General features: G+C 49.0%; 23 protein-coding genes. 12 read left to right on the forward strand and 11 right to left on the reverse strand.

Annotated features, from left to right (window positions below; genetic code table 11):
• Positions 1-161 precede the first annotated feature (161 nt).
• The 6 genes from ACFSDB_RS05240 to ACFSDB_RS05265 all read right to left on the reverse strand — a co-directional run bounded on the left by ACFSDB_RS05240 (position 162) and on the right by ACFSDB_RS05265 (position 5805).
• On the reverse strand, positions 162-1352 hold the full coding sequence (locus ACFSDB_RS05240) for an MFS transporter (RefSeq protein ID WP_204892637.1): 1191 nt from the start codon (positions 1350-1352) through the stop codon (positions 162-164).
• Between the two features lie 108 nt (positions 1353-1460).
• Positions 1461-2537, reverse strand: a complete 1077-nt coding sequence (locus tag ACFSDB_RS05245; RefSeq protein WP_204892636.1) for an ABC transporter substrate-binding protein — start codon at positions 2535-2537, stop codon at positions 1461-1463.
• Positions 2534-3337, reverse strand: coding sequence for an ABC transporter permease (locus ACFSDB_RS05250; protein ID WP_204892635.1), 804 nt, complete (start codon positions 3335-3337; stop codon positions 2534-2536). Before ACFSDB_RS05250 ends, ACFSDB_RS05245 begins: the two co-directional genes overlap by 4 nt.
• A complete protein-coding gene (locus ACFSDB_RS05255; protein WP_204892634.1) occupies positions 3321-4145 on the reverse strand; it encodes an ABC transporter permease in 825 nt (274 codons plus the stop codon). Before ACFSDB_RS05255 ends, ACFSDB_RS05250 begins: the two co-directional genes overlap by 17 nt.
• Positions 4135-5241, reverse strand: a complete 1107-nt coding sequence (locus ACFSDB_RS05260) for an ABC transporter ATP-binding protein (RefSeq protein WP_204892633.1) — start codon at positions 5239-5241, stop codon at positions 4135-4137. Before ACFSDB_RS05260 ends, ACFSDB_RS05255 begins: the two co-directional genes overlap by 11 nt.
• Before the next feature lie 21 nt (positions 5242-5262).
• Positions 5263-5805, reverse strand: coding sequence for a helix-turn-helix domain-containing protein (locus ACFSDB_RS05265; RefSeq protein ID WP_204892632.1), 543 nt, complete (start codon positions 5803-5805; stop codon positions 5263-5265).
• A gap of 359 nt (positions 5806-6164) precedes the next feature.
• Between ACFSDB_RS05265 and ACFSDB_RS05270 the strand changes: the two genes are divergently transcribed.
• Positions 6165-6398, forward strand: coding sequence for a hypothetical protein (locus ACFSDB_RS05270; protein ID WP_377339334.1), 234 nt, complete (start codon positions 6165-6167; stop codon positions 6396-6398).
• An 87-nt stretch (positions 6399-6485) separates the two neighbouring features.
• Complete coding sequence (locus ACFSDB_RS05275; RefSeq protein WP_204892630.1) at positions 6486-7145, forward strand: potassium channel family protein; 660 nt, start codon at positions 6486-6488, stop codon at positions 7143-7145.
• Between the two features lie 55 nt (positions 7146-7200).
• Here the strand turns inward: ACFSDB_RS05275 and rnjA are convergent, their stop codons facing one another.
• Together rnjA and ACFSDB_RS05285 are read right to left on the reverse strand one after the other, a co-directional pair.
• Positions 7201-8868, reverse strand: coding sequence for a ribonuclease J1 (rnjA, locus tag ACFSDB_RS05280; protein WP_204892629.1), 1668 nt, complete (start codon positions 8866-8868; stop codon positions 7201-7203).
• Positions 8869-8870: 2 nt separating this feature from the next.
• Entirely contained in the window at positions 8871-9083 is a 213-nt protein-coding gene (locus tag ACFSDB_RS05285) for a DNA-dependent RNA polymerase subunit epsilon (protein WP_204892628.1), read from the reverse strand.
• A 281-nt stretch (positions 9084-9364) separates the two neighbouring features.
• On the opposite strand from ACFSDB_RS05285, the gene ACFSDB_RS05290 reads away from it, so the two are divergent.
• Positions 9365-10135 (forward strand): Cof-type HAD-IIB family hydrolase, encoded by a 771-nt coding sequence (locus ACFSDB_RS05290; RefSeq protein ID WP_204892627.1) that lies wholly within the window; start codon positions 9365-9367, stop codon positions 10133-10135.
• A gap of 479 nt (positions 10136-10614) precedes the next feature.
• Here ACFSDB_RS05290 and def read toward each other — a convergent pair whose 3' ends face one another.
• Positions 10615-11181, reverse strand: coding sequence for a peptide deformylase (gene def, locus ACFSDB_RS05295; protein WP_204892626.1), 567 nt, complete (start codon positions 11179-11181; stop codon positions 10615-10617).
• A 143-nt stretch (positions 11182-11324) separates the two neighbouring features.
• Here def and ACFSDB_RS05300 point away from each other — a divergent pair, with 143 nt between their 5' ends.
• The 6 genes from ACFSDB_RS05300 (at position 11325) to ACFSDB_RS05325 (ending at position 18125) form a co-directional block, all read left to right on the forward strand.
• Positions 11325-11969, forward strand: a complete 645-nt coding sequence (locus tag ACFSDB_RS05300) for a YkyA family protein (RefSeq protein WP_204892625.1) — start codon at positions 11325-11327, stop codon at positions 11967-11969.
• 251 nt (positions 11970-12220) lie between these two features.
• Entirely contained in the window at positions 12221-13333 is a 1113-nt protein-coding gene (gene pdhA / locus ACFSDB_RS05305; RefSeq protein ID WP_204892624.1) for a pyruvate dehydrogenase (acetyl-transferring) E1 component subunit alpha, read from the forward strand.
• A 3-nt stretch (positions 13334-13336) separates the two neighbouring features.
• Entirely contained in the window at positions 13337-14314 is a 978-nt protein-coding gene (locus tag ACFSDB_RS05310) for an alpha-ketoacid dehydrogenase subunit beta (protein WP_204892623.1), read from the forward strand.
• 27 nt (positions 14315-14341) lie between these two features.
• Positions 14342-15751 carry a dihydrolipoamide acetyltransferase family protein gene (locus ACFSDB_RS05315; RefSeq protein WP_204892622.1) on the forward strand — a complete coding sequence of 470 codons (1410 nt, stop codon included), beginning with the start codon at positions 14342-14344 and terminating at the stop codon, positions 15749-15751.
• Positions 15752-15756: 5 nt separating this feature from the next.
• Positions 15757-17166, forward strand: a complete 1410-nt coding sequence (lpdA, locus tag ACFSDB_RS05320; protein WP_204892621.1) for a dihydrolipoyl dehydrogenase — start codon at positions 15757-15759, stop codon at positions 17164-17166.
• 92 nt (positions 17167-17258) lie between these two features.
• Positions 17259-18125, forward strand: coding sequence for a polysaccharide deacetylase family protein (locus ACFSDB_RS05325; RefSeq protein WP_204892620.1), 867 nt, complete (start codon positions 17259-17261; stop codon positions 18123-18125).
• Between the two features lie 395 nt (positions 18126-18520).
• Here the strand turns inward: ACFSDB_RS05325 and ACFSDB_RS05330 are convergent, their stop codons facing one another.
• Positions 18521-19990: an aminotransferase class I/II-fold pyridoxal phosphate-dependent enzyme gene (locus ACFSDB_RS05330; protein WP_204892619.1), complete on the reverse strand. Its 1470-nt coding sequence runs from the start codon at positions 19988-19990 to the stop codon at positions 18521-18523.
• Between the two features lie 135 nt (positions 19991-20125).
• On the opposite strand from ACFSDB_RS05330, the gene ACFSDB_RS05335 reads away from it, so the two are divergent.
• Both ACFSDB_RS05335 and ACFSDB_RS05340 read left to right on the forward strand, forming a co-directional pair.
• Positions 20126-21097, forward strand: a complete 972-nt coding sequence (locus tag ACFSDB_RS05335) for an NAD(P)H-dependent flavin oxidoreductase (protein WP_204892618.1) — start codon at positions 20126-20128, stop codon at positions 21095-21097.
• Positions 21098-21106: 9 nt separating this feature from the next.
• On the forward strand, positions 21107-21385 hold the full coding sequence (locus tag ACFSDB_RS05340) for a UPF0223 family protein (protein WP_204892617.1): 279 nt from the start codon (positions 21107-21109) through the stop codon (positions 21383-21385).
• Between the two features lie 13 nt (positions 21386-21398).
• Here the strand turns inward: ACFSDB_RS05340 and ACFSDB_RS05345 are convergent, their stop codons facing one another.
• Positions 21399-22037: a YktB family protein gene (locus ACFSDB_RS05345; protein ID WP_377339341.1), complete on the reverse strand. Its 639-nt coding sequence runs from the start codon at positions 22035-22037 to the stop codon at positions 21399-21401.
• Positions 22038-22193: 156 nt separating this feature from the next.
• Here ACFSDB_RS05345 and ACFSDB_RS05350 point away from each other — a divergent pair, with 156 nt between their 5' ends.
• Complete coding sequence (locus ACFSDB_RS05350; protein ID WP_204892615.1) at positions 22194-22388, forward strand: hypothetical protein; 195 nt, start codon at positions 22194-22196, stop codon at positions 22386-22388.
• The last annotated feature ends 4 nt before the right edge of the window (positions 22389-22392 follow it).

Consider the following 22392-nt stretch of genomic DNA (forward strand, 5'->3'; position numbering starts at 1 on the left):
TTTATTTTGTCGGGCCCATCAAGGCGCCTCCGCTTTTCTATGTCGAGACTCCGGCGCCTAGATTCTCGGGGTCATAAGCCAACCCGGCTTTGCGGCAAAAAGCGCCGCTTTGCCGGTCTGTCTTATGCCCGTCGAATCTGGACAGGCGCCTCCGCTTTTCTTTAAGTCCGGCTTTCAGCCAACAGATCTTGTTTGCGCATTGACCAGACATTTGCGATGAAGAAACAAGCGATCAATATGGCAGTTCCGAAAATATACGGGAAGCTCATGTCAATATCGAACAGGATGCCTGCAAGGGCCGGTCCGATCATATTCCCGAGGCTCATGTAGGCATTGTTCATGCCGGCTGCGAACCCTTGCTCATTGCCGGCGAGTTTGGAAATAAGGGTATTGATCGCCGGACGGAGCAGGGAAGCGGCTGTAAAGAAGACCGCAGAAACAAGAAGGATCGTCCAGAACGTGCTGACGAACAGGACGCCGATCATGGCGGCTGCAGAAATCAGCAGGTTGACCAAAATCACTTTCATCTCGCCGAAGCGTTTGAAGAGTTTGTCGATGACAAATGTCTGGACGATGACCCCGACAAATCCGCCGATAGTGATAAGTACCGCAATTTCTTTAGGGGTGAACTGGTATTTCTTATCGACGTACAGGGCAATGGTCGATTGGAAATTCGCCAGCCCGAAGGCAAAGATGAACATCACCAATAGCATGACGAAATACGGTGTATACGTCGAGCGTTTCATTTGCTGAAGCAGGTTTTCCCGCTTGGCGGGAGCCGCTTCAATCGTAGGCGCGACATTCGGCAGGGCAACAAAAGAAATGCCTGCTGCTGCAAGAGCCACAATAGTAGCCACGAAGAAGGGGAATTGCAGGCTGACTTCTGCAAGGAAGCCACCGAAGCCGGGCCCGACCATGAAGCCGAGCGACATCGAGGCGCCGAGCAGCCCCATGCCTTTGCCGCGCTCTTCATAAGTGGTAATGTCTGCCACGAATGCCATCATAGGCGGAATCAGAAATGCAGCTCCGAGCCCGCTGAAGAACCGGGCGACATACAACACCCAAAGGCTTGGAGCCAGTCCGAATACCAGCTGGGACAAACCGAAGATGATGAGGCCGATGATGATCAGCTTTTTCCGGCCGTATCTGTCCGACAGTTCTCCGGATAGCGGCGAAAACAGGAATTGCGCTAAAGCAAAAGTGGCGATCAGCGTGCCGAGAGCCTGTCCGGCGACTCCGAATGTGTCCAGGTATTCAGGCATGATCGGGATGATGAGCCCGATGCCGCTCATGGCGATAAACATATTGAACATCAGCACATATAATGCGAATTTATTTGAGCGTTGGGCCATATCGTATCCTTCTCTCTATTTATTTCGTGTGACTAAAAGTTTATCACAAAGTTATAGAAATACCATACCCGCATGCCCAATAAAAAAACAGGCAGAAAAATCTGCCTGTTACTCTTCCATATCCATCTTGAATTCCAAAAACAGTTCGTTATATGTTCCGAGCATCTCGAGTCCGAGGTTCTCGTATACTTCGAGGCGCTCCCGCATTTCCTCTGTCGGGTAAAAGCGTTCATCGGCTGTGACTTCCGGATCCATCAACTCTGTGGCTGCCTGGTTCGGAGTCGAGTAGCCAACGTATTCAGTGTTTTGCGCCGCAACTTCGGCATCGAGCATGAAATTGATGAACTGATGCGCGCCTTCCACATTGCCGGCAGTCTTCGGAATGACCATATTGTCGAACCACAGATTGGAACCTTCTTCCGGGACAGCGAAATCGATGTTTTCATTGACGAACATCATATCTGCCGCTTGGCCCGACCAAGTCAAGGCGACGGCCGCTTCTTCACGCCGCATCATTTCGACAATCTCATCGCCGAGAACCGCTTTGACGTTCGGTCCAAGCGTTTTCAATTTATCGGTCGCTTCGCGAAGTTGGCCGCTGTCTTTTGAATTGAGCGAGTAGCCGAGGCTGTTCAAGCCCATGCCGATGACTTCGCGGGCGCCGTCGACAAGGATCACTTCCTGCTCAAGGCCTGGATCCCATAGATCATCCCAGCTCTCGAACGTCTGGCCATCGAGAAGTTCCGGATTGAATGCGATGCCGACGGTCCCCCAGAAATAAGGCACGGAATATTCATTGCCTGGGTCAAAAGGGAGGTCCAAAAAGTACGGGTCGATATTTTTTAGGTTCGGTATCTTGTCCAAGTCGATTGGAATCAACAAGTCATTTTCCTTCATTTTCTCTATCGCGTATTCCGACGGCATGGCAACGTCGTAGGAAGTGCCGCCTTGTTCGATTTTCGTCATCATCGATTCGTTGGAGTCGAACGTTTCATAGACGACGTTGATATTCGTTTCTTCTTCGAACTGTTCGATCAGTTCGGGGTCGATGTATTCGCCCCAGTTATAGATGCTGATTGAACCGCCGCCGGTTGTCGCGGAGCTCTTTTCAAGCATTGACACGCCGAACAGCAGCAAAGCAGAAACGGCAAGAATCGTTACACTGGCCTGAATGATGCTTTTCATCTGGAAGCCCCCGTTCCGGTAGTATTCCGCGACCGCTGGTTAAAGTAATAATAGCCGATGACAAGACCAAGAGTCACCACGAATATCAGCGTCGACAATGCGTTGATGGTCAGCGTGATGCCGGATCTGGCCATCGAATAGATTTCGACGGACAGGGTGGAGAACCCGTTCCCTGTAACGAAAAAGGTGACCGCGAAATCATCGAGCGAGTAGGTGAGCGCCAGGAAGAATCCGGCGAAGATCCCCGGTTTGATATAGGGGATGATGACACGTGTCAGGATATCCCGCTTGGTGGCGCCGAGGTCAGCGGCCGCATCAAGCAGCGAACTGCTCATTTCCTGCAGTTTCGGCAGCACCATGATGACGACAATCGGGATGCTGAAGGCGATATGGGAAATCAGCACGGAAGCGAATCCGAGCTTGACGCCCACCATTGTGAACAGAATCAGGAAAGATGCGCCGATGATGACGTCCGGGCTGACAATCAGAATATTGTTCAGCGACAGGACGGCATTGCGCATTTTCGGATTTCGCAAAAAGACGATGCCAATTGCGCCGAGCACGCCGATTGCCGTCGCAGCCAATGAAGAAAGGAGGGCCACGATCACCGTGTTCATCAAAATGATGATGAGGCGGGTATCACTGAAGACGGCTCCGTAATGTTCGAGTGTGAACCCTTCGAAACTCGACATTGTGCCTCCGCTATTGAATGAATAAAACATCAAATAAAAGATCGGTGCATACAGGATGATGAACACCACGGCCAAATAGGCTTTTCCGGCATTACTTAATTTTCCCATGGGCTGCACCTCCTTTGTCTCTAGGGCCGGTCAGCATCATAATGATGATCATGAATAGGATCAGGAAGACGGCGATGGTCGATCCCATTCCCCAGTTCTGGGTGACCAGGAATTGTTGTTCAATTGCCGTACCTAATGTGATGACCTTGTTTCCGGCAATCAGCCGCGTGATGACGAACAGCGAAAGGGCAGGGATGAAGACCGCCTGGACACCCGATTTCACGCCGTTGATGGCGAGTGGGAAAATGACGCGGCGGAATGTCATCCATGAAGAAGCTCCCAGATCCCGTGAGGCATCGATCAGCGCCGGGTTCAATTTATCCAATGAATTGAAGATCGGAAGGATCATGAACGGGATAAAAATATAGACCGATACAAAAATGAAGCTGAAGTCGGTGAACAGGATCTGCTGTTTGCCGATGCCGAGCACTTCAAGCAATTTATTGGCAGGTCCGTACAAGCCGAATATCCCAATATAGGCATATGCTTTCAACAAAAGGTTAATCCAGGACGGAACGATGATCAGAAGCAGCCACAATTGCTTGTGCTTGGCTTTGGTCAGCCAGTAGGCAGCCGGATAGGCGACCAGCAATGAAAACACCGTGATCAGAAAAGCGTACCAAAACGAGCTGAGCGTCAACTGCAGATAGACAGATGAGAAAAAGTTCCGGTAATTTGCAAGCGTAAAATCGCCTGCCAGATCGAAAAATGAATAATAAGCGATAAGCGCGATCGGGGCGATCACGAACAGCGCAATCCAAAGATAATAAGGGATCAGGTACAGTGGGCGCGATGAACTATTTTTCATGGCTTTCTGCTCCATACGATTCCAGCCGTGCGTCGAATGCTTCTTCCGTTTCATTCAAGCGCATGACGTGGATCGCTTCCGGTTCAAAATCCAAGCCGATGCGGGCGCCGACTTCCGCCTTTTTGGTCGAATGCACCAGCCATTCATTGCCGACTTCATCGAGTGTCGAGATCTCAAAATGGACACCGCGGAACAATTGGGTATCCACGACAACTTCCATTTTTCCTTGGGCCACAGAAGTGATTTCCAGATCTTCCGGACGGATGACGACTTCGACCTTCTCGTTCGGATTCAAGCCGCGGTCGACGCATTGGAATTCCTTATTGGCAAAACGCACCCGGTAGTCTGCGGCCATTTCGCCTTCAACAATATTCGACTCGCCGATAAAATCAGCGACAAACCGGTTGATGGGCTCGTCGTAGATATCCATTGGCGTCCCGCTTTGCTGGATTTCACCAGCATTCATGACGAAGATTTCATCGGACATCGCCAGCGCCTCTTCCTGGTCGTGCGTGACGAAGATGAAGGTCTTCCCGAGGCGCTGCTGCAATTCCCGGAGTTCATACTGCATTTCTGTGCGCAGCTTCAAATCCAGCGCCGACAGCGGTTCATCGAGGAGGATCACTTCAGGATCGTTGACGATGGCCCGTGCAATCGCGACCCGTTGGCGCTGCCCGCCTGACATCTCGGCGATTTCGCGTTTTTCGTAGCCCGCCAGATTGACAAACTCCAGCGCTTCTTGGACCCGGCGGCTGATTTCCGCGCCTTTCACTTTTTTGATGCGCAGCCCGAATGCCACGTTTTCAAAAACATTCAGGTGGGGAAAAAGTGCATAGTCCTGGAAGACGGTATTCACTTGGCGCTCATTTGCCGGCAAATGGTTCACTTTTTTGCCTTTGATGAATATGTCGCCTTGCGTCGGGGCAATAAAACCCGCAATCAGGCGGAGGATCGTTGTTTTCCCGCAGCCGGAAGGGCCGAGCAGCGTATAGAATTTGCCGCGTTCGAGTTCGAAGCTGACGTTATTGAGGACGGGGCCGGCCCCGTCGTATGTTTGTGTAACCTTGTTAAATTGGATAATCGGTGTTTCTGCCATGTTCTGCTATCCCTCCTGGGTTCATAGATAAGATTGGGTTGCGACAATCACCATTTCGGTCTGTCCTTCAAAATCATTGACCAATTGATGGTGGTCGGAAGCTTCATAATAGATGGAATCTCCTTCACTGGCCGTATATTCTTTATTGCCAAGCAACAGCCGGACCTTACCGCTCAGGACGTAGACAAAAGTTTCAGCCAAGGAAGGCTCGAATTTTTTGAATTCTCCTTTTTCCGCCAAGGTGAGAAAGACCGGTTCCATTTCCTTTTCGTTCGATGTGGCAACGAGCCAGTCGACTTCATAGCCGGCATCCGGATCTTTATGGACGGTATGGTCGGAAGGGGTGAAGACGATTTTAGGTTCCTTGTCGCTGTCATCGAAAAAGTCCCGTGGTGTCGTGCCGAGCACTTCCAACAGCGAAAACAAGGTTTCGATCGAAGGAGAATTCATGTCACGCTCCAATTGGGAAATGAAGCCTTTGCTGAGATCAGTGCGTTCACCCAGCTCTTCTTGGGTCAACCCGTTCTTCAATCGGAGCCTTTTAATTTTTTGGCCGATTTGCATACCAGTCACCACATCTCTTATAGAATAAAAAACCGTTAATACCATAAAGTTTAGTTAAAGTAGATTTAAAGTTTACTAACACCATCTTTTATTATACAAAATAGGAACCTTTTTGGAAATCATAAATATTTATATTATTTAAAGTTCAAATCTATTGCTTTTTAGGGCAAGGTTTTACTATCATAGAGAAAGTGCAAAAGCTTAACATGGACGTATAATTCTTAATCTGGCCTTAACATTGACGAATCGTGACGCAAATATAGCTCAACCTATCCCCTGGGAGTGATCAAATCAGTATGAACAGCAAAATGAACTTTTTTTTGGATCCAAAAAAACGCGTAGTGCAAAAATCTTCCATCATGAATTACAAACAAGAAGAGCAGGGACTTTATCTGTTGGCAAACAAGAACTTCATCAATTGGATGGATGTTCATACGTATTGCCATAGCTGCTTGGAGAAATTGACGTTTGATGATGAATTCGACGCCAGCTACTGTTCGAGCTGCAATGAATGGCGCGAAGAAAAATGCAGTGACATCACATGTGAATATTGCGATAAACGGCCGAAACGGCCGTTGGACCCCCGCCGATGAGCGGGGTTTTTTAATTCCGGCCATCTTTTTTCACAGAGAGGGGGAGTATGGTAAAATGAGGGGAAGCTGAAGATTTGGGGGATGGACATGAAGAAAGAATTTGTGGTCATCGGGCTTGGCCGTTTCGGCGGCAGCATTGTCCGAGAACTGATTGAACAAGATGCCGATGTAATGGCAATCGACAAAGACAGCGAACGAGTGGATGAATTCGCAACGATCGCGACACAGGCGGTCGTTGCAGATACGACGGATGAAACGGTATTAAAATCGCTGGGCATCCGAAATTTCGAACACGTTATTGTCGCAATCGGCGAGAATATCCAAGCGAGCATCCTGACAACGCTGATGCTGAAAGAAATCGGGGTCAAACAGATCACCGTCAAAGCACAGAACGATTATCATGCGAAAGTGCTCAACAAAATCGGCGCCGACCGGGTGGTCCATCCGGAGCGCGATATGGGCATACGCATTGCACACAACATGCTGTCCAATAACGTGCTCGATTATTTGGAGCTCTCCGATGAACATTCAATTGCGGAAATCCAGGCCAACGACAAATTGGCTGGCCGCACGCTCATCGGCCTCGATATCCGGGCGAAATACGGCATCAATATCGTCGCCATCAAAAGGGAAGGGGAAATCATCGTCTCCCCACAAGCCGACCTTGAAATCGAGCTAGCAGATGTTCTGATCATCATCGGTTCTGATGCGGACATCAACCGCTTCGAAAAGAAAGTTTTGAACTAAAGGCAACCAAAAAAAGGAAGTTCCGGCGCATGCCGGAACTTCCTTTTTCAAGTTATTAGACTTCCATGATGATCGGGAGGATCATCGGACGACGTTTTGTTTTTTCGTACAAGTATGGTCCGAGCACATCTGAAATGTCGTTCTTCAGCTCTGCCCATTCCGTGTTCTTGCCGTGGATTTTCTTGTTCAAATGGCGGTTCAGCATTTGCTGCGCCTCGTAGATCATCGTGCCGGATTCACGCATATAGACAAATCCGCGGGAGATGATATCCGGGCCGGACACCATTTTGTTTTTCTTCATATCGACGCTGACGACCACGATCACCAATCCTTCTTCTGAAAGGACACGACGGTCGCGGAGGACGATATTGCCGATATCGCCAATTCCGCTGCCGTCGATGTAGACATCGCCGGAAGGGATGCGGCCGGCAACAGAAGCTTCGTCCTGGCTCATGGCGAGCACGTCGCCATTTTCCATGACGAATGTGTTCTCAAGCGGTACATCGCAGTCCACTGCAAGCTGTGCATGGATTTTCTGCATGCGGTATTCGCCGTGGATCGGCATGAAGAATTTCGGTTTGATCAATCGCAGCATCAATTTGTTTTCCGGCTGAGATCCGTGTCCGGAGGTGTGGATATTGTTCAGGGACCCGTGGATAACGTCTGCTCCGGCGCGGAACAGTAAATTGATCGTACGGTTGACGCTGCTCGTATTGCCCGGAATCGGGGAAGACGAGAAGACGACCGTATCATTCGGCTGGATCTGAATCTGGCGGTGTGTGCCGTTGGCAATCCGGGAAAGGGCAGCCATCGGTTCACCTTGGGAACCAGTGCACAAAATGAGCACTTCATTTGCCGGGAGGCGGTTCAGCGTCTGGGTATCGACAAACGCATCTTCAGGAGCGTTGATGTAGCCTAGCTCGCGTCCGATGGTCATGGCGTTATCCATGCTGCGTCCGAAAACGGCAATCTTCCGGCCTTGTGCCACGGCTTCATCGGTTACTTGCTGCAAACGATAGATGTTGGAAGCGAAAGTGGCGAAAATTAGACGGCCATCGACTTTGCGCATGATGTCTTTGATCGATTCTCCAACTTTGCGTTCCGACATGGTAAAGTCGGGAACTTCGGCATTCGTGCTGTCTGAAAGCAAGCATAGAACGCCTTCGCTGCCGATCTGAGCCATTTTCAAAAGGTTGGCCGGCTCGCCGACAGGTGTGAAGTCGAACTTGAAATCGCCTGTGTGGACAATATTGCCTGGCGGTGTTTTGACAACGACACCGAATGCATCAGGAATACTGTGTGTAGTAGTGAAAAAGCTGACAGATGTCTTGCGGAACTTGACGATTTCATCTTCGTCGATTTCCATCATCTTAGTCTGCCGAAGCAAACCGTGTTCTTCCAGTTTTTTGCGGAGCAGGCCTAACGCCAGTTTGCCGCCGTATACAGGAATATTGATTTTCTTCAAAAGATAAGGGATTCCGCCGATATGGTCTTCATGGCCATGAGTGATGAACAGGCCTTTGATTTTATCGACATTTTTTACAAGATAGGTGTAATCCGGGATAACATAATCGATTCCGAGCAAATCGTCTTCCGGAAATTTGATGCCTGCATCAATCAGAATGATTTCATCCTGGAATTGGACACCGTACGTGTTTTTGCCGATTTCCCCTAGTCCGCCGAGGGCGAAAACAGCAACTTGGTCATTTTTTACAAATTTCATTGTTATTCCAAACTCTCAACTTCGAAATTCGCGCTCGCTTGCTCGTATTGAAGATGGCTTCCTTCAAGCAGCTGGATGAATTCGATGTTATAGTTGCGGTCTTTCAGGTGCTGTCTCACTTCACGCTCGGATGAAGCTTCAACATAGAGGCTCTTAGTGTTTTCGCGAACTGGCACCTCTGCACGGTTTTCTTGGTATAATACTTTAAAGATCATAGTTTGCTCTCCTTTTGCACGTTCAAATAAAATCACTTTCTTTATATTATCATGACACTGTTTTAAAATAAAGAATAGCCCTTCTTATTTTATTAAGAAGGGCCGCAAGATTATGCAATCTTTTTCTTGTTCATGATGCCATTTAGCTGCTTGAGAAGTTTTCTCTTGATCCGTTTCAGCATGGCTAACTCACTCCTTGACGGCATTATACTGTTTTTTCTGAAAAATGTAAAGAAACAAGCCTCAGCGAGAATCTAAATACTGAATGGAGATTTTTTATCATGGGTAAATTATTATTATTGGATATTGATGGCACGCTATTGAATTCACACAAACAGCTGCCTACTAGTGCAAGAGAGGCCCTTGCCAAAGCGAGAGCGCAGGGCCATGAATTGGCGATTGCCACTGGACGTGCGCCTTTCATGTTCGAAGAGCTCCGCAAAGACTTGAACATCGATACCTATATTTCCTTCAATGGCCAATACATCGTTCATAAAGGGAAAACGATCCATAAAGAAGCACTGAACACAGAAACGCTCCAATCGATCACGGAATTCGCGGGACAGCGCGACCATCCGCTTGTTTATATGAATGAATTGAAAATGGTGTCGTCGATTGACTTCCATCCGGATATCGATGAAAGCATCAAAAGTTTAAAATTCCCTCATCCCCAGACGGAAGAAGGGTTCCACAGCGACAACGAAATCTACCAGGCGCTTGTTTTCTGTGAAGAATCCGAAGAACGGCAATACCATGAAACGTTCAAGGAAGTGGATTTTGTGCGCTGGCACCGGGTGTCGTGCGATATTCTTCCAAAAGGCGGCAGCAAAGCGAGCGGCATCGAACAATTGATCCGCGCGACCGGGCATTCGATAGAAGATACGATCGCTTTCGGTGATGGTTTGAATGATCTGCAGATGATGGAGATTGCAGGAATCAGCGTGGCGATGGCAAACGGCCATGAGAAGACAAAAGCCATTGCTTCGCACGTAACCAGCCATGTCGACGAAGACGGGCTAGCAAAAGCCTTCAGCCATTTCGGATTGGTTTAATAAAAACATTTGGATGTTAGCAAGTTTCAAAGTATCGGGAGACGGTGAAGCAAGAACTTTTTATTCTCGATATTCCGCAAAACAGCTGCGCTGAAAAAATATGCTCCTGCATCGCTTCGCTAGCTTCGTCGCAAAGACATTAGCTTCGCAGGATTCGGCTGATGTCTTGCCTGCAGGCGAGCGCCAAGCCTCCTCAGCCGCTCTGCGGATTGCGGGGTCTCGGCTTTGTCGTCGCTACGCTGCCCCGCGGGCGTCTCCGCTGTTTTGCTTCATATCTCAGACAGCAGCACTAAATAGGTAAGTTATTAGCTTTCGATGAACTATACTAGCGCCGGCGCGCCTACGGGCTGGGCGAAGCAATGAGACGAGTGGTCTTCTCGGCTCATTGTGGGAGCCGTGCCCAAAGCGCCGAAGCGGCATATAAATAGGATCTTCAATAATTCAACGTATACTGAAAAAAAAGACAGAAGCTCAGGAGATCAATCTCCTGAGCTTCTGTCTATTGGTGTTGCATTTGGAATTTCAGCGAACGGGTTTTTCGGGTTGATGTGGTCGAAGAACATGATGCCGTTCAAATGATCGAGTTCGTGCTGAAACGCGATGGCAGGAAGCCCCTTCAATCGCATCTTATACTCTTTTCCTTCTATATCAAAAGCTTTGACCGTAATGCGGGCATATCTTGGCACATAACCTGGTACGGCCCGGTCAACGGACAGGCATCCTTCGCCGGAAGTGAGGTAGGAGCGCTCGACCGAATGGCTGACGATTTTCGGGTTGATGGCAATCAGGCTCAAATTCTCGTCCGACGACTCATCAAAATGGAGCGCGAAAATCCGTTTCGGCTGGTTGACCTGAGGCGCTGCAATTCCGACCCCTGGCCGCAAATCGTACTTTTCAATCATTTCCTCATCCTGGCTGTTTTTTACATACATCAAAAGGTCTTCAGCGAGTTTCCGGTCTTCATCGGATAAGGGAAACGCCACTTCTTCCGAACGCATCCGGAGTGTCGGGTGGCCTTCACGTATAATGTCTTTCATAAGTATCAAGTGGATTCATCCTTTCATTCATGCCGCTGCTCTTTAGTATAGCCCAAAAAAGCCGCGCTATAAAAGAAAAAACATCCATTTTCCCGGTTGTATTTTTTTATTTGCCAGATTATAGTTGATGTAGGATATGAGGAGGGTTAAGCGTGAAAAGAGCAGTTATAGCGACCGTTTTTTCGAGTGCATTGCTTTTAGGGGCTTGTTCAGGCCCGGCGGCAGGCGAACAATTGGACGGCGTCTTGAAAAATACATTCGAAGCAGAAAAAGAATACCGCGAAACACAAGGTGAAATGGAGAAGCTCGAAAAAGAGGAGCAGGAGCTGTTCGAGTCCATCATGTCTTTGACCCAAGAGCAGCAAGAAGAAGTGAAGGGGCATGCTGAAGAAGCGATTGCAAGTGCTGAAGAAAGGCTGGAACTCCTTAAGGCAGAAACGGCCTCAATGGACAGCGCCAAAGAAAATTTCAAGGAAATCGATACGGTGATTGCTGAAACTGAAGACGAAGCCGTCAAGTCTGATCTTGAAGCTTTGAAAGCGAAGATGCAGGAGCGTTTCGAAGCACATGCGGTTTTCGCTGAAGCCTATGAAACGCTGAACGCCCAACAGCAGGAACTGTATGAAATGCTATTGGATGATGAGGCAAATCTCCAAGAGCTTCAAAAGAAAGCTCTTGCAGTGAACGAACAAAATACAGCGGTACAGGAAGCGGTCGAAGCGTTCAACACACAGACCGAGGAATTCAATGAGCTGAAAAACAAAACGATCGAAACGATCGAAAAAAGCGAACAATAAAAGCGGCCTCCAAGGCCGCTTTTTCTGTGCTATAAAAGGAGAGGGAAAGCTCAACTGTTTTATAATACAGACCGAAAGATATAGTGATACAGTTTTTGGATTTTGAATTTTCTATTTTCCTATAATGCTTGCTAATAATAGATTCGGTATGATTGACCCATAAAATTTTCTCACGTATACTGAGAAAGAAATTGTATTGTATTACTAATTGAATTAAATAATTTTAATACAGATAAAGGAGAGTTGCTTTTATGGCTGCGAAAAAATCGATGCAGTTCCAACCAGTGGAAACACTGCACGCAATTGAAGAGAAATTTGAAATGGTTCAGATTTTGAATGAAGAGGGCGAAATCGTCAATGAAGAAGCGGATCCGAAATTATCCGATGAAGATCTTCAGGAATTGATGCGCCGGATGGTCTATACGCGTATCCTTGATCAGCGTTCCATTTCGTTGAACCGCCAAGGGCGCCTGGGCTTTTATGCGCCGACTGCGGGGCAGGAAGCTTCTCAGCTTGCTTCCCATTTTGCACTCAGCAAAGAAGACTACATCCTACCGGGATACCGCGACGTTCCTCAATTGATCTGGCACGGCTGGCCGTTGCACCAGGCATTCTTGTTCTCGCGCGGGCACTTCATGGGCAACCAGATGCCAGAAGGATTGAATATCCTGCCGCCTCAGATCATCATCGGCGCACAGTACATTCAGGCAGCCGGAGTTGCTTTGGGCATGCAGAAACGCAAAAAAGAAGCGGTCGCTATTACATATACAGGCGATGGCGGATCTTCGCAAGGCGATTTTTATGAAGGCATCAACTTTGCAGGTGCATTCCGTGCGCCGGCGATCTTTATCGTGCAGAACAACCAGTACGCAATCTCGACACCGCGTGAATTGCAGACTTCCGCAAAAACCATTGCGCAAAAAGCAGTTGCCGCAGGGATTCCTGGTGTATTGGTCGATGGAATGGATCCATTGGCAGTTTACGCAGTCACACGCGATGCACGCGAGCGCGCTATCAGAGGTGAAGGCCCGACATTGATCGAAACGCTTTGCTACCGCTACGGGCCGCATACAATGGCTGGTGACGATCCGACCCGCTACCGCACATCCGATACGGACAGCGAATGGGAAAAGAAAGATCCACTTCTCCGTTTCCGCAAGTACTTGGAAGCTAAAGGGCTTTGGAGCGAAGAGAAAGAAAACGAAGTGATCGAACAAGCGAAAGAAGAAATCAAAGCAGCAATCAAGAAAGCGGATGCTGCTCCGAAACAGACTGTCACAAATATGCTGGAAATCATGTACGAAGAAGTTCCTTTTAATGTACAAGAGCAGCTTGATATCTACAATGCAAAGGAGTCGAAGTAAGCGATGGCACAAATGACGATGGTTCAAGCAATTACCGACGCTCTAAGAACAGAGATGCAAAGCGATGAAAATGTACTTGTTTTTGGAGAAGATGTAGGGAATAACGGCGGTGTTTTCCGGGCGACGGAAGGGCTGCAAAAAGAATTCGGAGAAGACCGCGTTTTCGATACGCCATTGGCGGAATCGGGCATCGGCGGTTTGGCAATCGGTCTGGCATTGCAAGGATACCGTCCGATACCTGAAATCCAGTTTTTCGGTTTTGTTTATGAAGTGATGGATTCAATCAGCGGTCAGATGGCGCGTATGCGTTTCCGCAGCGGCGGCAGCCTGAATGCACCGGTCACGATCCGTTCGCCATTTGGCGGCGGTGTCCATACACCGGAAATGCACGCCGATTCACTTGAAGGCCTTATGGCTTCCCAGCCTGGCTTGAAAGTTGTTATCCCGTCCACACCATACGATGCAAAAGGGTTGTTGATTTCTTCTATCCGCGATAACGATCCGGTCATCTTCCTTGAGCATTTGAAACTTTACCGTTCAGGACGCCAGGAAGTGCCTGAAGAATCGTATACGATTCCACTCGGCAAAGCGGACGTGAAGCGTGAAGGTAAAGATTTGACGATTGTCGCTTACGGCGCAATGGTACAAGAAAGCTTGAAAGCTGCCGAAGAACTTGAAAAAGAAGGCTTCTCAGCAGAAGTCATCGATTTGCGCACCATCCAGCCGCTGGATATCGAAGCGATTGTGGCTTCGGTCGAAAAGACAGGACGTGCAATGGTTGTACAAGAAGCACAGAAACAGGCCGGAATTGCCGCTAACGTCGTGGCTGAAATCATGGACCGTGCGATTCTTAGCCTAGAGGCTCCTGTACTTCGCGTAACTGCACCGGATTCTATATTCCCATTCTCGCAAGCTGAGCAAGTTTGGCTTCCAAATTCGAAGGATATAGTAGAAACAGCTACAAAAGTTCTAACGTTTTAATGGTCGAGAATAGAAAGGGTGAAACTAATGGCTTTTGAATTTCGTTTACCGGATATCGGTGAAGGTATCCATGAAGGTGAAATTGTAAAATGGTTCGTGAAAGCAGGCGACCGTATCGAAGAAGATGACATTATGTTCGAAGTACAGAATGATAAAGCGGTAGTTGAAATGCCTTCGCCGGTTTCTGGCACAGTCAAGGAAATCCTTGTCGAAGAAGGCACTGTCGCTGTTGTCGGAGATGTACTCGTGACGATTGAAAGCGACGATGCCGCTGATAACGAAGGATCAGGCGGGGAAAAAGAAGCAGCTCCTGAAAAGGCTGCAGATCCTCAAGGCGAAGAGGAAACAGAAGAGCAAGTGCAGGCTGGAACAGCGGAAGCTGCCCAGGATGTTGACAAAGAACCGGCTAAAGAAGAACAGCCGGCAACAGGGGAAACCGGCGCAGGTGCTCAGCCGCAAGCTCAAACGGCTCCGAAAGACCCAAATGCACGTGTTATCGCGATGCCGTCTGTTCGTAAATTCGCCCGCGATAAAGATGTGGACATTACGCAAGTTACAGGATCAGGCAATAACGGCCGAGTTCTGAAAGAAGACGTAGAATCGTTCATGAGCGGCGGACAGCAGCAAGCTGCAGCTGAACAACCGGCAGCGGTTGAAGAGAAAACCGAAGCAGCTCCAAAAGAAGAAGCGGCGAAAGAAGCGGCGCCGAAGGCAGCTCCTGCACCTAAAGGGGAATTCCCGGAAACGCGCGAGAAGATGTCCGGCATGCGCCGTGCCATTGCCAAAGCGATGGTGCATTCGAAGCATACTGCTCCGCACGTGACGTTGATGGACGAAGTGGATGTAACAGAATTGGTAGCTCACCGCAAAAAGTTCAAAGACATTGCAGCGGAAAAGCAAATCAAATTGACGTATTTGCCGTATGTTGTAAAAGCGCTTGTCAGCACATTGCGTGAGTTCCCGGCATTGAATACATCATTCGATGACGAGACAAGCGAAGTTATCCAGAAGCATTACTTCAATATCGGCATCGCTGCGGATACTGAAAAAGGACTTCTTGTACCGGTCATCAAAAACGCTGACCGCAAGTCTGTGTTTGCAATTTCCGATGAAATCAACGGCTTGGCGACAAAAGCCCGCGAAGGCAAATTGACGCCTGCAGAAATGAAAGGCGCTTCTTGTTCGATCACCAATATCGGTTCTGCCGGTGGCCAGTGGTTCACGCCGGTCATCAACCATCCGGAAGTGGCGATTTTAGGAATTGGCCGCATTGCAGAGAAACCGGTTATTAAAAATGGTGAAATTGTAGCGGCACCTGTGTTAGCATTATCATTGAGCTTCGATCATCGGATGATTGATGGAGCAACTGCTCAACACGCATTAAATCACATCAAACGTTTATTAAGCGAACCAGAATTACTATTAATGGAGGCGTAAAACTTATGGTAGTAGGAGATTTTCCAATCGAAACAGATACGCTCGTCATCGGTTCAGGCCCTGGCGGATATGTAGCAGCAATCCGTGCAGCACAGACTGGACAAAAAGTAACGATCATTGAGAAAGAATACATCGGCGGCGTGTGCTTGAACGTCGGCTGTATCCCTTCAAAAGCGATGATCTCAGTCGGACACCGTTTTGAAGAAGCTAAGCACTCGGAGGATATGGGCGTCATTGCAAATGAAGTGACGTTGAACTTCGAGAAAGCTCAGGAATTCAAAAACGGCGTAGTGAAAAAGCTGACAGGCGGCGTAGAATCGCTTCTTAAAGGCAATAAAGTGGAAATCGTCCGCGGCGAAGCTTATTTTGTAGACGATACGTCTATCCGTGTCATCAATGAAAATTCAGCTCAAACGTATAAATTCAAGAATGCCATTATTGCAACTGGATCACGTCCGGTTGAAATCCCGACATTCAAATTCTCGAAGCGCGTCATCAACTCGACAGGGGCATTGGCTCTTACAGAATTGCCAGGCAAACTGCTGGTTATCGGCGGCGGCTATATCGGTACGGAACTTGGGACAGCATATGCAAATATGGGTTCTGAAGTGACGATCCTTGAAGGCGCACCTGACATCTTGGCCGGATTTGAAAAGCAGATGACGGCAATCGTCAAAAAAGGCTTGAAGAAAAAAGGCGTTGAAGTGATTACAAAAGCGTCTGCTAAAGGCGTTGAAGAAACAGAAACAGGCGTAACAGTGACTTATGAAGCGGGCGGGGAAGAAAAAACCGTTGAAGCGGATTATGTTCTTGTAACTGTCGGCCGCCGTCCGAACACAGATGAAATGGGCCTTGAAGAACTAGGTCTCAAAATGTCTGAGCGCGGTTTGATCGAAGTCGACAAGCAATGCCGCACAAGCATTTCGAACATCTATGCAATCGGTGATGTTGTAGCCGGCCTTCAGTTGGCGCACAAAGCTTCATACGAAGGCAAAGTGGCTGCAGAAGCGATTGCAGGCGAAAAATCAGTTGTCGATTACTTGGCGATTCCGGCAGTCTGCTTCACAGATCCGGAACTTGCAAGTGTCGGCCTTTCAGAAGAGCAGGCAAAAGAAGAAGGATTCGAAGCTCAGGCTGCGAAATTCCCATTCGGCGCAAATGGACGCGCATTGTCGCTGAATGCAGCTGAAGGTTTTGTGAAACTTGTTTCACGCAAATCGGATGGCTTGCTACTTGGCGCACAGATCGTTGGCGCAGGTGCATCTGACATGATCGCTGAACTTGGCCTTGCAATCGAAGCAGGCATGACAGTAGAAGACATCGCGATGACCATCCACGCGCACCCGACATTGGCTGAAATCACGATGGAAGCTGCAGAAGTGGCACTTGGCACACCAATCCACATCATCAAATAATCCGAAAGAAGCCCGCAACTTGTTGCGCGGCTTCTTTTTTTATGCAATTCGATATGGTAAAATGGCTCCGAAAGGGTCATAGGTGATAAGACATGATATTCAAGAAATGGATGGCAGCAACTGCGACAATCGCTCTTTTAGCGGGCTGCAGTGCTGAACCTGCTGAAAATGAAGAAACCGAAGCGGAAAAAAGCGCAGAAGAAGCGCCGATGGCAACTCCGGAACCTGCAAAAGAAGAAACTAAAGAAGAAGCTGAACCAGAAGCGGAGGCTGAACCGGAAGCAGAAGTTCCGGAAGAACCGGCTGCAGAAGCCACGGCCGAGCCGAAATACCGGGTAAATGCAGCCAATTGGCGCGTAGAGCCGATTTCGGATGCACCGGCAGAAGCGGTATTGATCACCATTGACGACGCTCCGGACGATCATTCAGTAGAGATGGCCACCGCATTGAAGGAATTGGAAGTGCCTGCAATTTTCTTCGTCAACGGACATTTTTTGGATACCGATGAAGAAAAAGAAAATCTGAAAAAAATTCATGAGATGGGTTTTGCAATCGGCAACCATACATACACGCATACGAACCTGAAGACGATCGGCGAAGCGCAGCAGAAAGAGGAGATTCTTTCGCTCAGCCAGACAGTGGAGGAAATCATCGGAGAGAAGCCGAAATTCTTCCGGGCACCGAACGGCAGCAATACGGATTTCAGTGAAGCGCTTGTTGCCCAGGAAGGCATGCTGTTGATGAATTGGTCTTACGGCTACGATTGGGAAAAGCAATATATGGACGCTGCCGCGTTGACGGATATCATGGTCAATACGGAATTCCTGGGGAATGGATCGAACTTGCTGATGCATGACCGGGAGTGGACCGCAGCAGCGCTGCCTGGCATCATCAAGGGGCTCAGCTCAAAAGGATACAGCTTTGTCGACCCGGACGAAATCGAAGGCATTACGCCATGAAAAACGGCCCTGAAGCAATGCGCTTCAGGGCCGTCAGGCTTTTGAGGAACTTTCATTCAAAGAGTCCATAAAAGAAATGAACTTTCATGCCGCTTCGGTCGCTTGGGGCAAAGCTCCCGCTATGAGCCGAGAAGGGCACTCGTCTCATAGCTCCGCTCAGCCCACGGACGCGCCGGCGCTAGACAGGCTTTCTAGAAGAGAAATGTGCCTGTCATCAAATTGGTTCAGAAAGCTTAGCTTCGATATGGAGCAAAACAGCGGCGACACCAGCGGGAGCCTGCGATAAGCGAGACTGTTTTGCAGAATATCGATTTATTATTTAGTAGAGAAATGAAATCTGGATCTTTCTCAACAAGCATACGGCCCTGAAGCAATGCGCTTCAGGGCCGTAAATTTTATCGGATGGCTTTCTGTTCCTTGATGACGCGTAAATTTTGCAAAGTGTCATCTTCAGGGCCTTGGACAGGCAAGCCGGCTTTGACGTTCATATCGATATAGGCGATGTTCTCCTGTGTAATGATTTCACCAGGGATGAAAATCGGGATGCCCGGAGGATAGACCATGATGAACTCAGCTGATATCCGGCCGACCGCTTCTCCGATCGGGACGACTTCCGTCGTCGCATAAAACGCATCGCGCGGGGTCATGGCAAGGCTCGGGATGTCCGGAAGGAGGACCACCGGCTCGATGACGGCTGCATCGCTTTCAAACGCTTCGCTCATGCGGTGAAGCGCATTGACCAAGAGATTCAGTTCCTTGCGCGTATCGCCGATTGTGACCAGGCACAGGATGTTGTACAGGTCGGAAAGTTCGATTTCGATATTGGCGTTCTCTCTCAGCCATTCCTCTGCCTGATGGCCGGTAATGCCGAGATCTTTGACGCTGATCAACAACTTGGTCGGATCCATATCGTAAGTCGCCGATGTATTGAGCAGCTCCTTGCCGACGCAGCGGAGATGCGGAATCTTATTGATTCGTTTACGGGCATCCTGCGCCAGGCGGATTGCCTGGTCGATCAGGTCGTACCCGTGGATGGCCAATTGCCGGCGGGCGGTGTCGAGCGAAGCCAGGATCGGATAGGATGTCGAAGTCGTCGTGAGCATCGACAGGGTTGATTGCACACGCTTCGGCGATACGAGGCCTTCACGGACGTTCAGGACGGAACTTTGGGTCATCGAGCCGCCGAGTTTATGGACGGAAGTGGCTGCCATATCCGCGCCAGCCGCCATTGCAGAAACCGGCAGCGATTTATGGAAATGGATATGGACACCGTGCGCTTCATCAACAAGGACCGGAATATCGCGCTCATGGGAAATGTCTACAATGCGCTTCAGGTCCGCGGCAATTCCGAAATAGGTCGGGTTGATGACGAGGACCGCTTTTGCATCCGGGTACTCGTTCAGCGCTTTTTCGACGGCTTCTGCCGAGATGCCGTGCGAAATGCCGAGTTCCGGGTCGACTTCGGGATGGATGAAGATCGGGATCGCGCCAGCGAATACGATAGCCGACATGATCGACTTATGGACGTTGCGCGGGACAAGGATCTTGTCGTTCGGGCCGACTACGCTCAGAATCATCGTCATGATGGCTCCGCTCGTTCCTTGAACGGAGAAGAACGTATAATCTGCGCCAAATGCCTCTGCGGCCAGTTCCTGCGCTTTTTTAATCGCACCCTTTGGTGAATGGAGATCATCCAGCGGGGCGATGTTGATCAAGTCGATTGAAAGGATATTGTCGCCGACAAATTCACGGAATGCCGGATCGACGCCCTGGCCCTTTTTATGGCCGGGAATATGGAATTGGATTGGGTGCCGGTTCCGATGCTTCAAGAGCGCATCGAATAACGGAGTTTCTAATTGAGACAATGGGAACCCACCTAACTTATTTAAAATAAAAACAAATTGAATTATAGCACGTTGCAAGACGCTATACTATAAAAATAAAAGGATTTTTGAATGTTCCATCGAATAAAGGGAATATGGAAGGGGAGGAATCACGCTATGAACTTTGATACACGAATAACCGATCTGCTCGGAATCCGTTTGCCGATTGTGCAAGGCGGACTTGCATATCTTGCTTATGCCGAGCTGGCTGCTGCAGTATCGAATGCCGGGGGACTTGGACAAATCACCGCCATGAGCCTTTCAAGTCCGGACGAGCTGCGCAAAGAAATCAAAAAAGTGCGGGAGTTGACAGACAAGCCATTCGGCGTTAATTTTGCTATTGGCGAGCACGGCCGTGCATTTTCGCATATGCTCGACGTCGCGATTGAAGAAAATGTGCCAGTCGTCTCGATGACCGGCGGAAACCCGACGCCGATATTTGAACAATTAAAAGGCACACAGATAAAAAAACTGGTTCTTGTGGCTGCAAGGCGGCAAGCTGAAAAGGCGGAGCAGCTGGGCGCTGATGCGGTAATGGTCGTCGGCCATGAAGGCGGCGGCCACCTGGGCCGCGATGACATCGGCACGATGGTGCTCATTCCGCAAGTTGTCGATGCCGTGTCCATTCCGGTGATCGCCTCCGGCGGAATCGGAGATGGCCGGGGCTTGATGGCGGCTTTAGCGCTCGGCGCGGAAGGCGTTGAAATGGGCACCCGGTTTATCGCCACAAAAGAATGCGTCCATGCTTCCGAAGTATATAAGGAAGCCCTTGTCAACGGTTCGGAAAGCGATACCGTCATCATCAAGAAAAGCATCGGGTCGCCGGCAAGGACATTGAGGAACAGCTGGACCGATAAGATTCTCGAAATCGAATCGGAAACTCCGACGTACGAAGCCTTGCGGAATTACATCAGCGGGGAAGCCAATAAAAAATACATTTATGAAGGCCATACCGAAGAAGGCTTCGGCTGGGCTGGCCAAGTGACCGGCCTGATTCATGACATCCCGACAGTCGCAGAACTGTTTGGCCGGATGGAACAAGAAGCGGAAGCCATTTCGGAAAAATGGTCGCTCATGATCAGAAAGTAGGGAAACACCATGGATTATTCATATCCTTTTTCCATTGACTGGAGCACAGATGAGATTGTTGATGTCGTCACCTTTTTCGAGGGGATCGAAATGGCGTATGAAAAAGGCATCAAGCGCGGAAACCTGATGGCGAGATATCGCCGGTTCAAGGAAGTTGTTCCTTCCATTGCAGAAGAGAAGACTTATTTCCGGGAATTCGAGGAAGAAAGCGGCTATGCCAGCTTTCCGGTCATCAAGGAAATGAAAGCGAAAACAGATGATGAAGAAACGATCCGCATGAAAAAATAAAAAGTTCCGCAGCTCAGCGCTGCGGAACTTTTGTGTTTTCGAGAAGAGTATTGTAGACAGGGAGTAATTCTTCGAATGTCGCTTCGAGGAATTTATGGAAATCGTCCGTTGTCATATTTACAGCAGCTTCGCGCGGAAGGTGCCGGCCGATTACGAACTCTCCTTTTTTAACGTCCCTCAACCGGATGATCGTTTTCTCGATTTCCGCCGGGGATAATTCTCCCAAGGCGGCAGCATCCGGCTTCATATGGTCTCCGGACAACATGAAATCACCGGGAAGCGAAGCGACTGTGTCGCTTTGGAGCAGAAGTTCCGCCATTGCGCTTTTGCCCGGCGCTTCATAAATGACGGCCAAAATGACAAACACATGGCTTTTCCATAAACCGATCTGGAAATGGGGCAGCGCCTTATAGCCGCGTTTATAGGAAGCGAATGCCACCCAGCTGTCATTTGGCGGATTGACCGACCGACGCATGTGCTTGGCGACATGTGGGTAGAATTCCTTGCCTGTCAGGGCAGAGAAGAAAGCGGCATAATTATCGCCTAATTCCTCGAATTTCGGGCGGACACGGGAAATCAATAATTCCATCCGTTCTTCGAGCCCGGGTGTTTCAAAAACTTCAAAATCCTGCTGATTCCAGAAAGTCTGCAATTTTATTTCCTCCTTTAGCATTTCACAGGTTTCATTTTAACGAAGTTTGGGAAGAAAGAGTATAAATAAGTTTTTCTCACTCAGCCACGGGCCCGGATGACATGCAAGAAATAGAGTCTGAATTGTCGAAATGCGGAGAGGAAGGGGTGCTTATCTATGAAACAGATGATTCAAATCATTCGCAAAGCAGAAGTCGAGAAAGAATACATCCATGTCTTGAAACTGGAATTGGACTATGAACTTGCCAGCTTGTTCGATGCCATTCAGCAAAAAGATGGTATCCAGGAAGTGAAAAGCAAAAAGCGGCTGCAGGAAATTCATCACGAACTGGAGGCCCTACATGCGCTCTAATACT

This window comes from Planococcus chinensis (genome assembly GCF_042681545.1).
GTDB lineage: Bacteria > Bacillota > Bacilli > Bacillales_A > Planococcaceae > Planococcus > Planococcus chinensis.